Source organism: Bradyrhizobium sp. SZCCHNR1015, from assembly GCF_032489875.1.
GTDB lineage: Bacteria > Pseudomonadota > Alphaproteobacteria > Rhizobiales > Xanthobacteraceae > Bradyrhizobium.
The window spans coordinates 334384-347052 of sequence record NZ_JAUEYW010000003.1; the positions used below are offsets into that span (position 1 = coordinate 334384).

At 64.6% G+C, this 12669-nt stretch carries 13 protein-coding genes; 12 read left to right on the plus strand and 1 reads right to left on the minus strand.

Translation table 11 applies throughout. The features are described 5' to 3' along the window. The first annotated feature begins 1 nt into the window (after position 1). The 12 genes from QX128_RS08015 to QX128_RS08070 all read left to right on the plus strand — a co-directional run bounded on the left by QX128_RS08015 (position 2) and on the right by QX128_RS08070 (position 9248). Complete coding sequence (locus tag QX128_RS08015) at positions 2 to 1447, plus strand: aldehyde dehydrogenase family protein (RefSeq protein ID WP_316237154.1); 1446 nt, start codon at positions 2 to 4, stop codon at positions 1445 to 1447. Next, positions 1447 to 2061: an HD domain-containing protein gene (locus QX128_RS08020; RefSeq protein WP_315804571.1), complete on the plus strand. Its 615-nt coding sequence runs from the start codon at positions 1447 to 1449 to the stop codon at positions 2059 to 2061. Before QX128_RS08015 ends, QX128_RS08020 begins: the two co-directional genes overlap by 1 nt. Next, on the plus strand, positions 2058 to 2819 hold the full coding sequence (locus QX128_RS08025) for an SDR family NAD(P)-dependent oxidoreductase (RefSeq protein ID WP_316237155.1): 762 nt from the start codon (positions 2058 to 2060) through the stop codon (positions 2817 to 2819). The genes QX128_RS08020 and QX128_RS08025 overlap by 4 nt, the downstream gene beginning before the upstream one ends. Before the next feature lie 14 nt (positions 2820 to 2833). Beyond that, positions 2834 to 3157: a 2Fe-2S iron-sulfur cluster-binding protein gene (locus QX128_RS08030; RefSeq protein WP_316237156.1), complete on the plus strand. Its 324-nt coding sequence runs from the start codon at positions 2834 to 2836 to the stop codon at positions 3155 to 3157. A gap of 426 nt (positions 3158 to 3583) precedes the next feature. Next, positions 3584 to 5068: an aromatic/alkene/methane monooxygenase hydroxylase/oxygenase subunit alpha gene (locus QX128_RS08035; RefSeq protein WP_316237157.1), complete on the plus strand. Its 1485-nt coding sequence runs from the start codon at positions 3584 to 3586 to the stop codon at positions 5066 to 5068. A 102-nt stretch (positions 5069 to 5170) separates the two neighbouring features. Further along, the gene (locus QX128_RS08040; RefSeq protein ID WP_316237158.1) at positions 5171 to 5416 is read left to right on the plus strand and encodes a toluene-4-monooxygenase system B family protein; all 246 of its coding nucleotides are present in this window, start codon (positions 5171 to 5173) and stop codon (positions 5414 to 5416) included. Continuing rightward, on the plus strand, positions 5409 to 5789 hold the full coding sequence (locus QX128_RS08045) for a Rieske 2Fe-2S domain-containing protein (RefSeq protein WP_316181163.1): 381 nt from the start codon (positions 5409 to 5411) through the stop codon (positions 5787 to 5789). The genes QX128_RS08040 and QX128_RS08045 overlap by 8 nt, the downstream gene beginning before the upstream one ends. Before the next feature lie 9 nt (positions 5790 to 5798). Then, on the plus strand, positions 5799 to 6098 hold the full coding sequence (locus QX128_RS08050; protein WP_315716254.1) for an MmoB/DmpM family protein: 300 nt from the start codon (positions 5799 to 5801) through the stop codon (positions 6096 to 6098). Positions 6099 to 6119: 21 nt separating this feature from the next. Next, the gene (locus QX128_RS08055; RefSeq protein ID WP_316237159.1) at positions 6120 to 7145 is read left to right on the plus strand and encodes a toluene hydroxylase; all 1026 of its coding nucleotides are present in this window, start codon (positions 6120 to 6122) and stop codon (positions 7143 to 7145) included. A 56-nt stretch (positions 7146 to 7201) separates the two neighbouring features. Then, positions 7202 to 8191 carry a 2Fe-2S iron-sulfur cluster binding domain-containing protein gene (locus QX128_RS08060; RefSeq protein ID WP_316237160.1) on the plus strand — a complete coding sequence of 330 codons (990 nt, stop codon included), beginning with the start codon at positions 7202 to 7204 and terminating at the stop codon, positions 8189 to 8191. A gap of 7 nt (positions 8192 to 8198) precedes the next feature. Continuing rightward, positions 8199 to 8729: a luciferase family protein gene (locus QX128_RS08065; RefSeq protein ID WP_315804579.1), complete on the plus strand. Its 531-nt coding sequence runs from the start codon at positions 8199 to 8201 to the stop codon at positions 8727 to 8729. A 21-nt stretch (positions 8730 to 8750) separates the two neighbouring features. Beyond that, positions 8751 to 9248: a 2Fe-2S iron-sulfur cluster binding domain-containing protein gene (locus QX128_RS08070; RefSeq protein ID WP_316237161.1), complete on the plus strand. Its 498-nt coding sequence runs from the start codon at positions 8751 to 8753 to the stop codon at positions 9246 to 9248. Positions 9249 to 9549: 301 nt separating this feature from the next. On the opposite strand, the gene QX128_RS08075 is transcribed toward QX128_RS08070, so the two are convergent. Continuing rightward, the gene (locus tag QX128_RS08075) at positions 9550 to 12654 is read right to left on the minus strand and encodes a DEAD/DEAH box helicase (RefSeq protein ID WP_316237162.1); all 3105 of its coding nucleotides are present in this window, start codon (positions 12652 to 12654) and stop codon (positions 9550 to 9552) included. Between the last annotated feature and the right edge of the window lie 15 nt (positions 12655 to 12669).

Genomic DNA, 12669 nt, shown 5'->3' on the forward strand with positions numbered 1-12669 from the left:
CATGGACATGTTCATCGGCGGCCGCTGGGTTGCAGCCCAAGGCGGCGCGACCTTCGACGTCGTCGATCCGGCAACGGGCGAGACGATCGACAGCGTTCCGGAGGCCGGGCCCGCGGATGTCGATGCCGCGATCCACGCAGCCGAGATCGCATTCCAATCGTGGAAAACGACGCCCGTGGCAGAGCGCGCCCGCCTGCAGAAGAACGCGGCGCGGCTGATGCGCGAGAGTGCCGGTGAGGTCGGCCGCCTGCTGACCAGGGAGCTTGGCCGTCCGCTGGCGGGAGCCATCAGCGAAATTCAGCGCTCGGCCGAACTGCTCGACGTCTACGCCGAGGAAGGCCTGCGCCTGCACGCCGAGATGCCGCTGACGGGTGTGGCCGGCGAAAAGATCGTCATCACCCGCGAGCCGGTCGGCGTCGTCGTCGCGATCACGCCCTTCAACTATCCGGTGACGCTGCTCTGCTTCAAGCTCGGCGCCGCACTGATGGCCGGTTGCACCGTCGTCGCCAAGCCTGCCGAGGACACGCCGCTGTCGACACTGCGGCTCGCCGAGATCTTCCATGCCGCCGGCTTTGCCGAGGGCTGCTTCAATGTCGTCACCGGCCGCGGCCCCGACCTCGGCATGCAGATGATCGCGCATCCGACACCGCGCAAGATTGCGTTCACCGGCGGCACCCGAGCTGGCAAGGCGATTGCCGCTGCAGCCGCAGGAACGATGAAGCGGATCACGCTCGAGCTCGGCGGCCAGTGCCCGGCCATCGTCTGCGCCGACGCCGATATCGGCGCAGCGGCCGCTGCGATCGCCCGTCACGCGTTCGCCAATTCCGGCCAGTTCTGCTACCGCGTCAATCGCGTCTATGTCGAGCGCCCCATCTACGCGGCCTTTCTCGCTGCGCTCGCCGACAAGGTCGCGCAGCTCGACGTCGGCAACGGGCTGACCTCGAATTGCGCACTCGGACCTGTTGTCAACGAGAAGATCTACCGCAACAGCGAGCGGCAGATCGCCGATGCCCGTGCCAATGGCGCAACCGTGCTGACCGGCGGTGCCCGGTTGACGGGCGGACTCTACGACAAGGGCTGGTTCCTGCCGCCGACCGTGATCGCCGATGCGCCCCCCTCCGCGCTCGTCATGACCGAGGAAACGTTCGGTCCTGTGCTTGGTGTCGCCCCATTCGACGAACGCAGCGAGGCGCTGCGGCTCGCAAATGCGACAGTCTATGGACTGGCCGCCTTCGTGTTCTCGCGCAACCTGGCGACAGGACTGACCTTGGCCGAGCGCCTCGAAGCCGGCTCCGTGTGGGTCAACGACATCCAGCGCTCGAACCAGCGCGCGCCGTTCGGCGGCATGAAGCAGAGCGGGATCGGCCGCGAGAAGGGCCGCTACGGTATCGAGGACTATCTCGAATACAAGACCATCTATCTCACCTACGACGCGGAGCTGCGGTGATGCATTTTCTGCGCGACCAGGATTGGCCGGTCTGGCTCGCGGCGCGGCCGTGGCTCGACGTGCGCTCCAACGACGAGCATACGCTGATCTCCTATCGTCTCGGCCAGGCGCTGTTGCGGATCCATCCCGAAGCGGACGCCTCCGTGGTGCTGCCGGCGATCCTCATGCACGACGTCGGCTGGAAGAAATTCCCGCCCGAGCAGCTCGCCGCCGCCGTCGGTCCCAATCCCAGATATCCCGAGCTGCAGCGCGCCCACGAGATCGAGGGCGTGAAGATCGCGGCCGAATCGTTCGCACGGCTGGCGATTCCAGGGCTGCAGGTGGAGACCATCCTGGCGATCATCGACGGCCACGACACCCGCAAGAAGGCGATCTCGCACGAGGATGCGCTGATGAAGGACGCCGACAAGCTGTGGCGCTTCACCGGCCATGGGGTCGCGACGATCGGCGGCTGGTTCGATACGCCGCCGAAGGAGACGCTCGCGATGCTGGAAAGCTTCGTGCTGCCGTCGATGCTGACCGAGGCCGGCACCACCATGGCCCAGGCACTGATCGCCGAGGGCACAGCGTCTGCCTTCATGACGGATCTGCTGCACATCGAGGCTTCAGCATGAGTGCGTTCCAGCTGCATGGGAAACGTGTGGTCGTCACCGGCGCCGCCGGTGGGCTGGGCCGCGGCTTCGCGCTCGCCTTCGCTGCGGCCGGCGCCGAGGTTGTGGCCGCCGACATCCGTCTCGGCGGCGCCGAGGACACCGCGCGGCTGATCCGCGACCGCGGCCACAAGGCGCACGCCGCCGAGGTCGACGTTGCCAACGAGACGTCCACCGCGGCGCTGGCGCAATTCGCGCTTGCGCGCATGGGCGGCCTCGACGTGCTGGTCAACAATGCCGCGATCTATGCCGGGCTCGCGCGTCGCGGCTTCGAGGCGATCCCCGAAGCCGAGTGGGACCAGGTCATGCGCGTCAACGTCAAGGGCGTGTGGATGATGAGCAAGGCGGCCGCGCCGCTCATGCGGCGCGCCGGCGGCGGCGCGATCGTCAACGTGTCGTCGGCGACCGTCATGAGCGGATCACCGATGTGGCTTCACTACGTCTCATCGAAAGGCGCCGTCATCGCGATGACCCGTGCGCTGGCGCGCGAGCTCGGCGACGACAAGATCACTGTCAACGTCATCGCGCCGGGCTTCACGCTCACCGAGGCCAGCCTCGGCCTGATCGAGAACGCCGCCGAATATGGCGTGTCCCGCGGCGCCTTGAAGCGCGCGGCCGATGTCGACGACATGGTCGGCGGTGCACTGTTCTTCGCGTCACACGCCGCGGCCTTCATCACCGGCCAGACCCTGATCGTCGACGGCGGCCGGCAGTTCAACTAGGGACCCGAAGATTCATGCCCAGGATCACCTTCATCGAGCCCGACGGCACCGTACGGACAGTCGATGCAGAGCTCACCGAAAGCGCCATGCAGGCGGCGAAACGCAACGGCGTCGACGGCATCATCGGCGAATGCGGCGGCTCCTGCATCTGTGCCACCTGCCATTGTCACGTCGACAAGGCCTGGATCGACCGTGTCGGCCCCGCCGGTGACATCGAGGCCGACCTGCTCGAATTCGAGGCCGCCGACGTGCGCCCGGAAAGCCGCCTGGCGTGCCAGATTTCGATCACCGATAAGCTCGACGGTCTGGTGCTTCAGGTCGTCGGCCTCGGCCGTTGAACGGCCGGAGAGTTGCACCGGTCTTTGATCCCGCCGCACGCATCATCGGCAGCGGGACGATGACGGGCATCGAGCTGCTCGCTTGAACAGATCGGCCCGCTTGGTCGATACGGCCGCGCCGATCCTCGCCGCCGCCTTCCCTTCGCATTGCATCATCTCGTCACCTGCGTAGCAGCAGGAATGCGGTCGCCTGCGCTCCCGATCGCGCCCGAATACGCTCGATGTTCGTGCGCATCCGCGACCTAAAGAAAAACCAAAGAATGCGTCCTACACTGGATCGTACAACATCGCGCGACGATCTATCAGGTCCAACCGCCTGACTCGTACGCCATCGCCACGCGCCGCACAACGTTCGCCCATCAAGGGCGGCAGCGGACCGCAACGAAGAGCAACGAACGCGATCACATAGCTCGGGAGGAGCAACGCATGCCGAAGCTGCAGCGGCGGGACTATTACGACACGGCCCGCGACATGAACTGGGCTTTCTCCTACGTCAGCGAGGACGAGGTCTTTCCAGAGGAGCTATCCAAGAGCTTCGGCATCCACGGCGAGGAATGGTGGGTCTGGGACGAGCCGTACAAGCTGACCTATCGCGAATACGTCCACAACCAGGCCGGCAAGGACGACGGCATCTACTCGATCCGCTCGACGATCGCGCGCTCCAATCTGTACGACAATCTCGACGCCGGCTGGAAGTCGGCGATCAAGGCGCATTACGGCGCGATCCCGGTTCCGGAATATTTCGCCTCGATCGGCGAGGCGCGCATGGCACGGTTCGGCCGCGCCGCAGCCTGGCGCAACATGGCCGCGTTCGGGACGCTCGACGAATGCCGCCACGGCCAGGCGCAGATCTACTTCCCCTATTGCCTGCTCGGAAAGGACCCGCAATTCGACTGGGCTCACAAGGCGATGCATACCAACGAATGGGGCGTGATCGCGGCGCGCAGCCTGTTCGATGACATGTTCACCGCCAATGATGCGGTGTCGACGGCCATCCAGCTCACATTTACGTTCGAGACCGGCTTCACCAATCTGCAGTTCCTCGGCATGGCCTCCGACGCGCTGCATGTCGGCGACATCGAGTTCGGTGCGCTGATCTCCTCGATCCAGACCGACGAGGCGCGGCATTCGCAGCAGGGTGAGCCGACGCTGAAGATCATGATCCAGAACGGCAAGAAGGCCGAGGCGCAGAAAATGGTCGACCAGATGTTCTGGCGGTCGTGGAAGCTGTTCGCGTTGCTGACCGGCATCTCCATGGATTACTACACGCCGCTGGAAAGCCGGACGATGTCGTTCAAGGAGTTCATGCAGGACTGGATCTGCCGGCAGTTCATGGACCAGTTCAAGGACCTCGGCATGAACGTGCCATGGTACTGGGAGGAGCACTTCCTGCCGGAGCTGGACTGGGTCCATCACGCCTATCACATGGGCGTCTGGTTCTGGCGGCCGACGGTGTGGTGGAATCCCGACGCCGGCGTGTCCGCCGCCGAGCGCGACTGGCTCGAGCAGAAGTATCCCGGCTGGAACGATCGATTCGGCAAGCTGTGGGACGTGATCGGCGACAATGTCCACACCGGCCGGATCGAGAAGACCTATCCGGCGACGCTGCCGATCGTCTGCAACTGCTGCCACATTCCGATCTGCAGCCCGAGCATCGGCCAGGCGCCGCGGATCACCACGCATAATGGACGCAAGCTGAACTTCTGCTGCGAAGTCTGCGAATGGGTGTGGAAGAGCCAGCCCGAGCGCTACGACACCCATCTCTCGGTCGTTGACCGCTTCCTGGCCGGCCATATCCAGCCACCGACGCTGGAAGGCGCCCTGCAATATATGGGCATCACCCCCGATGTCGCCGGCAACGATGCCCAAGCCTATGCCTGGGATGGCGCGTCGCGGCTCGCGGCGGAGTGACCCGGCCGCGACGGACGGCCAGCACGGAAAAAGGGGCGCCGCTCGCGAGCGGCGTCTCCAATCGAAAGGACCACCGACATAACAACAATCCGGGAGGCACACATGGCCCTGTTTCCGCTCCAAGCCAATTTCCGCGGCGACTTCGTCGTCCTGCTGATCCCTGTCGACGACGGCGACGACATGAGCATCGTGGCAGACAAGGTCGCACAGCACGCGGTCGGACTTCGCGTCGCCGAGCAGAAGGCACCAAAATGCGTCTACTACAACGGTCGCGAGCTGCCGTCGGCGATGACGGTGGCGCAATCCGGCATCCAGCCGATGGATTGGATCGAGGTGGCCTATGTCTGACGATGCCGACGTGACATGGACGCAGGTCGCAACGCTGGACGATCTTTGGGAAGGCGATTTCATCGGCGTCGAGGTCGACGGCGAGGAAGTGATCGTGATGCATCTGCCCGGCGGCGACTTGCGCTGCTTCCAGGGCATGTGCCCGCACCAGGAGATCCTGCTGGCGGACGGCAAGGTCGATTTCGAATCCGGCACCATCACATGTTCGGCCCATGAATGGGAATTCAGCATGGATGACGGCCGCGGCCTCAACCCGCGCGACTGCCGCCTCTTTCGCTACGCCGTGAAGAAAGACGGTGAAGCCATTCTGGTTGGCGTGCCGAATGACGGCCGGCTGCGCCGCCTCCGTCACAAGACCGAGCAGGACGCATAGGACAAGCCCATGACCACGACAGCAGCTCCGAAACTGGTCGGCCCCGTCATCAGGGGCGTCGACGAGGACATCATCGACGCCGTGATCGCGGCGAGCGAGCAGGACAATCCGGACGTCGAGATCGTCATCGAGGACCGCGGCGGCTACGTCCGCGTCCAGGCCGACCGCAACTTCCGCCTGACGCAGAAGAGCATGCAGGCGGCGCTGGGGCGGCCGTTCCGGCTCGCCGAGATCGAGCCGAGCCTGGTGTCGTTCGGCGGGCGACTCGAATCGATGGACGACGAGTGGGTCTGGACCATCCACACATAGCAAATCCCGGGAGGACACGTCATGACCGCAATGACCGCGAAGCCGGCTGCGCGCAAGCAGAAGAAAACTTGGAGCCTGTGGACCGAGCGCCGGCTGCCGTCGGCATACGAGGCCGTCACCTACAAGTTCCACAGCCACTTTCGCCGCGCGCCGGCGCCATTCGAGCTGTCCGAGAACTGGTCGATCAACCAGTTCTACCTCAGGAATCGCGAAGGCTCGAAATTCGCGCTGGACGACTGGGAGGGCTATCGCGATCCCCTCACCTACACCTATCGCCGCTACGTCGGCGATCAGAAGGACCGCGAGGTGTATTGCGACAACCTGATCGACGAGTTCGAGCGCCAGGACATCTATCGTAAGCTGTCTGCACCGTGGCTCGACTTCCTCGGCCAGGCCTATCTGCCGGTGCGCTTCCCGGGACACGCGATGCAGATGAGCGCGGCCTATGTCGCGCAGATGGCGCCGTCGGCGTTCGTGACCAACACTTTCTACTTCCAGATGGGCAATGAGATGCGCCGGGTGCAGCGCCAGGCCTATCTGGCCAAGGCGCTCGCGCTCGACACCGGACGCGAGGAGCTCGCCGACAGCGGAATTGCCCGTACCGTCTGGACGCAGGCGCCGCAATGGCAGGGCCTGCGCGAGCTGATCGAGAAGCAGCTGATCGCCTACGATTGGGGCGAGGCGTTCGTGTCCCGCAATCTGGTGCTGCGGCCGATCTTCGATCACGTCTTCAATCGCGAGATCGCCGATCTGGCGCGCACGAACGACGACGACCTGCTGGCGCTGCTGCACGACGACTTCCGCAGCTACGACGAAGCCTATGCGGTCGAGACCACCAAGGCCCTGGTGCGCTACGCCACCGGCAAGGTCCCGGAGCACGCGGCTCTGCTGCGGGAGTGGGTCGCGAAGTGGATGCCGCTCGGCGAACGCGCCGCGCGCGGGCTCAGCGAGGCACTTTCGACCGCGCCCGGGGCCGACGGTGCACGGGCGATCCTGGAGCGGACCATGACGACCCAGGCGAGGCTGATCGCGGATTGCGGCTTGTAGTCTGGCAGGCGCACTCGGCGTGCCGGCCGAGCGCCGGGACTGGAAGGATGGCGTGGATGACCCGACAACTCCGCATCGAGCCCGACGGGGTCGTGATCGACGCGGCCGACCATGACACCATCCTGCAGGCAGCACGACGCCAGGGCATCGCGCTGGCCTACGAATGCGGCTGGGGCAGTTGCGGCGCCTGCAAGGTGACGCTCGTCGACGGTCAGGTCGATCCGATCTTTCCCGGCGCTCCGGCGATGAATCCGCGCGACGCGCGACGCAGCCGCATCCTGGCCTGTCAATCACGCGCGATCTCGGACGTCACGATCGCGCGTGGTCCCGGCGACTGGTCCGCGCCGACGCCGCGATGCGTCGAGCAACAGGCGATCCTGCGCGGCGTCGACGATCTAGCGCCGGAGATCCGCCAGTTCAGCTTCGAGACGGCCGAGCCGATCAACTTCCGGCCCGGTCAGTATGCGATCCTGCATCTCGGCGAAGGGCTACGGCGCTGCTACTCGATGTGCAACCTGCCGGGCAGCAAAGCCCTGCAGTTCATTGCCAAGCGCTACGATGGCGGCAAGGGCAGCAACGCGCTCGCCGCTTTGGCCTCGGGCGCACAGATCACCATCGAGGCGCCATTCGGCGCCTGCACGCTGCGTCGACAGCAGGGACGCAAGGTGTTCGTGGCGGGAGGCACCGGCATCGCGCCGATCCTGGCGATGCTGCGCGAGGCCGCGGAGGCGCGCCTCGATTTCGGATCGCCCGTGGATGTCATCTACGGCGCCCGCACACCGGCGGATCTCGCCGCCGATGACATGCTCGAGACGGCGATCGCGCGCATTCCGCAGGGGCGCTACCTGCCCGTGGTCGAACACGCGCCATCCGACTGGCCGCATGCGGCCGGCTTCGTTACCGATGTCATCCAGAGCGCAGTCCTGGATCACGCGGCGGCCGAGTTCTATGTCGCCGGCCCGCCGGTCATGGTGAACGCGGTCAGATCGCTGCTGCGCGCCGTCGATGTTTCGATCACGCGGGTTCATTATGACAGCTTCGGCTAGAGCAGGCTTGCGCAGTGCTGCACCCGTCTGGGCGATGGCACCGGGACTGCGTCGTCTCGCCACACGTTCCGGCAGCGCACCGCGGCTCGCACCGACATGGCCCTGCCACCAGCTCGACGGCACCTCGCCCGCCGGATACGCCGCACAGCTCGTGTCCTGCACATGCGCGCTGGCCGGGGTCGAAGAGGTGCCGGCGCCGCTGAACGCCGCAGGCCGCGCCTTCGCGCTCGATGACATCCATGCCATGGGCCAGCCGGAGGCCTTCGTGTTCGCGCCGGTGTGGCTCATCGTTCGCCCCGACGGGTCGCTGCACCTGACCTTGCGACCGGAATGGGCGCAGAAGGTCGCGGCCAAAGGCTGGGGCACGGTGCATCCGTTCGCACGCTACATGGCGGGCGCCGTGCCACCGCAGAGCCTCGTGGTCTACGCGCCGCGCGATCGAAGCGAGCTGGCGGTTGCGGCGCGGATCATCGCGGCGGCGCACTGCTACGCCAGCGGCCGCATCGGCGACGTCGCATTGCCCGACAGCCGGTGGTGAGCGATGACGGAGCTCTCGGCCATGACCAATGAAGGCGGCATCAGGCGGTTTCGCATACGGCTGGAACGTCCGGAGGGGACGTTCACATTCGACGCCGCATCCGACGAATATCTGCTGTACAGCATGATCGACGCCGGCATCGAGACCCCCTACATCTGCGAGCAGGGCTGGTGTCTCGCATGCGCCGCGCGCTTGGTGTCGGGCACCGTGGACCGCTCCGATGCGCTGACGGTCTACCCTCAGGACGCTGAAGCCGGCTTTCTGCTGCTGTGTTCGACCAAGCCGTGCTCGGATCTGGTCCTGATGCTCGACGAGCGCCAGACCCGACGGGACATGATGCAACACCGGATCGAGCACAATCAGCTGGCGCGAGCCTATCCGCCCGGCGCACGTCTCCGGTTTCGCCGCGGACGCGCTACCGCGCGGGTCGACGCGTGCACCCGTTCAGCAACAGGAACTCGAACAGACGAGCCGGCGACATCCGCTCAGATGGGGCTGATTGGGCCAAAACCCAAATAGCGTCCTTCTGCATATCATGAGGACTGGTGGTCACCAAAGCCGCAAAAAGGTGAAGCTGGTTCTGTCGCTGACTCATTCGTTTGTTGGGATCCGGGCTGGGTCGGCCGCCAGCGCAGCTTTGAACTTGAACGATCCACCGCATCCGACCGGCCGGTTCAGAACAGCTCGAACGATCGTCTCTGTGTCCCGCAACACGGGTTCTCTCAATCGTCCTTGCCAAGGGTGAAGCGCCATCGCTTTCATTTCGGGGCCCCCGAGGAGGGCACACAACATCGCTTCAAGTTGAGTGACGAATCCCTCGTCATTCGTCCAACAGATCCAAGAACTGCTCGACCCTTCGTAAAGCAGGTTCATCGCTGCGCCCGGGGTAGACGACGCGATCGCCCTCGCGCTGCAGCGACCGTGAGCGTGACTTCTTGATCCTCCCTGCGAGCATCGTTGCGGCAATTGCATCCGGACCGACATCGAGACGCATGATCCCCCGTTGCCTGCAACTTACCCTGAGCTTGGCGACAGCAAAGAAATTGCTGGCCTCGGATGGCAGCTTGCCGAATCGACGGTGCGTTTCATCCTCGAGCTCCTCCAGATCGTCATCACTCCGGCACCGAGCGGCTCGAGCGTAGATCTCCAGCCTGACCGCCTCCGATTGCACATAGCTCGAGGGAAGCAGCTCAGGGATGGGAAGATTCAACTCAGGGATCCAGAGCGCGGACATTCCATCGCGGTCTCCCTCCAGGGCAAGCGTCAGAAGGTGGCCGTAAAGCGTCGGTCCGAACACCTGCGTGTGGCCGGATTGTCGATCGGAGCGAAGGTCGCCACCACCGCGCAGGTCGAGGTCGCGAGCGCTGATCGCGAAGCCAGCGCCCGGACGACTCAATTCCTCAAGAGCGGAAAGCCGTTTTTCCGAGCGTTCGGAGCCGCCTTCCGTCAGGAAATGCGCAAACGCCCGGATGCCGCCCCGTCCTACTCGCCCCCTGAGCTGATGCAATTGTGCCAGGCCGAATTTTTCCGGCCAGCACACAACGATGGTATTTGCACGTGGGATGTCGAGGCCACTTTCCACGATGTTGGTTGCAAGTAGTACATCGGAACGACCTTCGACGAACCCCATCAACCTCTCGTCGATCTCGTCGGTTGGCAACTTGCCGTGAATGGTCATGATACGTAGTTCCGGCGCCAGCGCGTGGATCCTGGCGAGCATGGGATCGAGATCCTGGATCCGCGGACAAATGACGAAACTCTGACCGTTACGTCTGTGCTCGCGAACCAGGGCAGCGGCGATAGCTATGTCCGAGAGCGGTGCCACCTTGGTGGCAACCGGAACACGATGGACCGGCGGGGTTGCGATCACGCTGAGGTCCCTCAAGCCCGTCAAGCCCGCTGCAAGTGTGCGGGGGATCGGTGTCGCACTCATCCAGAGCCGATGGCCGTTCTTATTGAGGCCCGACAGCATGGCTTTCTCAGCAGCGCCGAAATGCTGCTCCTCGTCAATGATGATCAGACCAAGGTCGGCAAATCTCACCTCCTTGGATGCGAGCGAGAGGGTCCCGACGACGATCCTGAGTTCTCCGCTCTTGAGGCCCTCCCTGACCTTTCGCGCTTCGGCGGTCGAGGCAACCCGCGACAGGTTTCCAACATCGATGCCAAGAGGCGCAAAGCGCTTTCGAAAGGTTTCGACATGCTGTCGCGCCAGCACTGTCGTCGGCACGACGATAGCGACCTGCTTTCCGGCCAGCACGGCGGCTGCCGCTGCTCGCAGCGCCACCTCGGTTTTGCCAAAACCGACGTCTCCACAGACGATCCGGTCCATCGGGTGCCCCGATGCAAGATCATCCAGAACGTCGCGGATGGCCTTCGCCTGATCGGGGGTGGTGAAATAGGGAAACCGCGCGACGAACTTCTCATAGACAGCAGGGCGCGGCACGAGCTTCGGAGCTGGGCGCCGCCGGCGTTGACTCATCTGCTTGGCCAGCTCCTTTGCGACCACGTGAATCTCCGTCTCGGCAGCCGTTCGCCGCGGCCGCCACGAGCTGCCGTCGGCCTTGTCCAGCGAGGTGTCTCCGAGCTCGGCGGCGTAGGGCCAGATCAGGGCCAATTCTGCGAGAGGGACGAGAACGGCGTCGTTTCCGGCGAATACCAACCTGACCATCTCGCGCGCCGAAAGATCGCCCGCGCCCATGGATCGCAAGCCGCCAAGGCGTGCGAGTCCACGTTGCAGATGAACGACCACGGATCCGAGTTCGGGGAGATCTCCCGAATCGAAGCCGGGCGTCCACGCCCAGTTCGTCGGTTGCGGCTGGTGCGCCCTGCTGCCGAGCACGTCGGCAGCAGTGACGACCACGAGCGGCTTCTTTCCAGGAACGACAAAGCCCGCATCGAAGCCTGCCAGCAACGCAGCCTGCTGCCTGCCCCTTGCGGTCGCCTGCGCCCAATCGGGCACGCATTCGGCCTTGATGGCGCTCATCCGGGCCATCACACGCAAATCCGCTTCGACCGCAGCGACGAAGAGCACACGTGCGCTGCCGCGCTGGGCTTCCTCGATAAATGCACGGAGGGCCTTCCGCGGAGAGGCTGCCTTGTAGAACTCTGGCGTCGCACGATACGGAGTGGTTGGCGGCAAGACAGTGATCTTCTTCGCCGCCAGCTCCCATTCGCGCCGGCTGAGATAGGCACGGTCACGCTCACTGCGGGCGGCCGCATCGTCGATCGTGCTCAACCAGGTCTCGGCGTGCCTGGGCACGGTGCTGTCGGCGATCCATTTGGCGCGCGCACAATAGTCCAATAGGCTGGACCTTCTTCGCGCCCGGCCCGTGAACGCCAGCCGCTCGGACATCGGGTCAATCAGGAGCTCCTTCGCTTCGGAAATCACCTCCTGGTCTATCGGATTGATCGCTGCAATACGCCGGATTCTCCCTCCGGAATGCTCGATCCTAAAAGGTCCGAGCGCGCCGGCAGGGAATATCTCGAAGGTGTTGCCGTGAAACAAAACTCCACCGGGATAATCCGGACTGTCGTCCAGGTCGTACCCGAGAGCTTTCAGACGGGCCTCAAGGTCTTCCTCGGAAAAGACGGCCCCGGTCCGAAGTGGAAATCCGATACGAGACCAGTTCGCAGGCAACGGCAGGAGTTCCATTATTGCCTCCACCGTCGTGATCAGCAGGATCGGCTTCTTTGCCCTGGCAAGGCGTCTCAAGACGGAGCTCCGCCGACCCGCGATATCACGTGACGGCTCAAGCTGATCGAACGGAAGCGTGTTCAAACGGGGATAGACGAGCACATCACAAGCCGGCTCGATAACTGGGATGATCGCACCCAACAGCTCGGCTCGGCTCTCATTTTCGGCGAGGAACACAAGTCCGCCTCGGCCCGAAGCACGCCATTGCGCAGTAAGATACAGCGCCAACATGCCCAATGGAGACGA

Coding starts and splice junctions, on each gene's coding strand:
- QX128_RS08015 (WP_316237154.1), top strand. CDS start 2: ATGGACATGTTCATCGGCGGCCGCTGGGTTGCAGCCCAAGGCGGCGCG.
- QX128_RS08025 (WP_316237155.1), top strand. CDS start 2,058: ATGAGTGCGTTCCAGCTGCATGGGAAACGTGTGGTCGTCACCGGCGCC.
- QX128_RS08030 (WP_316237156.1), top strand. CDS start 2,834: ATGCCCAGGATCACCTTCATCGAGCCCGACGGCACCGTACGGACAGTC.
- QX128_RS08020 (WP_315804571.1), top strand. CDS start 1,447: ATGCATTTTCTGCGCGACCAGGATTGGCCGGTCTGGCTCGCGGCGCGG.
- QX128_RS08055 (WP_316237159.1), top strand. CDS start 6,120: ATGACCGCAATGACCGCGAAGCCGGCTGCGCGCAAGCAGAAGAAAACT.
- QX128_RS08075 (WP_316237162.1), bottom strand. CDS start 12,654: ATGTTGGCGCTGTATCTTACTGCGCAATGGCGTGCTTCGGGCCGAGGC.
- QX128_RS08050 (WP_315716254.1), top strand. CDS start 5,799: ATGACCACGACAGCAGCTCCGAAACTGGTCGGCCCCGTCATCAGGGGC.
- QX128_RS08070 (WP_316237161.1), top strand. CDS start 8,751: ATGACCAATGAAGGCGGCATCAGGCGGTTTCGCATACGGCTGGAACGT.
- QX128_RS08060 (WP_316237160.1), top strand. CDS start 7,202: ATGACCCGACAACTCCGCATCGAGCCCGACGGGGTCGTGATCGACGCG.
- QX128_RS08040 (WP_316237158.1), top strand. CDS start 5,171: ATGGCCCTGTTTCCGCTCCAAGCCAATTTCCGCGGCGACTTCGTCGTC.
- QX128_RS08045 (WP_316181163.1), top strand. CDS start 5,409: ATGTCTGACGATGCCGACGTGACATGGACGCAGGTCGCAACGCTGGAC.
- QX128_RS08035 (WP_316237157.1), top strand. CDS start 3,584: ATGCCGAAGCTGCAGCGGCGGGACTATTACGACACGGCCCGCGACATG.